Annotated in this window: 1 protein-coding gene; it reads left to right on the top strand. The window is 30.4% G+C overall.

The features are described 5' to 3' along the window. The first annotated feature begins 141 nt into the window (after positions 1-141). Positions 142-360, top strand: coding sequence for a hypothetical protein (locus B2G44_RS02175; protein WP_180372483.1), 219 nt, complete (start codon positions 142-144; stop codon positions 358-360). The last annotated feature ends 704 nt before the right edge of the window (positions 361-1064 follow it).

Below are 1064 nucleotides of genomic sequence, written 5' to 3'. Positions count from 1 at the left end.
TCGCACCGTTTGGACGGGGGCTGATTGTAAATAAAACAGCAAAGATAAATCGCTGCATAAAACGCAATTAATCTATCCGTATCATTAAAACAATTAAAAAGAACTAAAATTGGTTTATATGAACTAAAAAATGCTACTTTAATGAATCAAATTTCTTTATCTAATTTAATAGATATTAAAATTTTATTTCAAAATTGTAAAAAAATAATTTTAAACGATTATATGATTAAATTAATTCAAAATGGTATTTATTTAGATCAAAGACACATTATAACTCAAGAACCTTTTATAGTAATGAATAATAATAATAAATGGATTGCATATTATCAACCTATTCGGTTGGGCGCCAAAGAGGCCTAAATATCAAGTGAACTAACCAATCACCAGAACGATAAATACTGGAAAGGATAAGAACGGTTCTTTAAACGAAAGAATAAGGAATTATAGCAGTTCTTAAAAGCGGGTTACGACGAAGTAGTTAGTTAAAATGACGCCGCCACCGAATGATTCTAAGGATAAACCTGAAATGGTCTAAGAAGAAAAAGAAGATGAAATTGTATAACCTATCTCGTAAACTACTATCAGTGAGTAGTCCAGAAAATATCAATATATAACCGATTATTGGATATTTTATCAACAAAAAAAACCTGGAATCTCACCGTTAATTTAACGGTCACTTCTCCTAAGGAATCAAGGTCGATATTTAGAGTAACTTGGAGAATCCTAAAGGCCAGTTATCGGATGAAATAATAATAAGATAAAGTCATTAGGCCCAAGGATAAAGCGACTTTTTAGTAGTCGGAGGAGTAAAACTTAATTCGGAATCATTAAGTCAATCGTCCTCTCAGGAAGAAGGTTAATGACCTTTATAGGGCGAAAGAAGTCAGTACTTTATTGTTTATTCCTAAGAATTATTATGTTTATGTGAACGCCAAAAAATCCTAAATTTTGTGATATTTAACTAATAACCAGGGTTGATAAACCCTGAAAGAAAATGGTCGGTCTAGCAGACAAAAGAATGTCAGAAAATAATGAATATTATTCAAATATAATAAAACATGATA

Source organism: Candidatus Phytoplasma citri (genome assembly GCF_002009625.1).
GTDB lineage: Bacteria > Bacillota_I > Bacilli_A > Acholeplasmatales > Acholeplasmataceae > Phytoplasma > Phytoplasma citri.
Note: the sequence above shows the minus strand (reverse complement) of the source record. Positions and strands in the feature narration are given on the sequence as shown.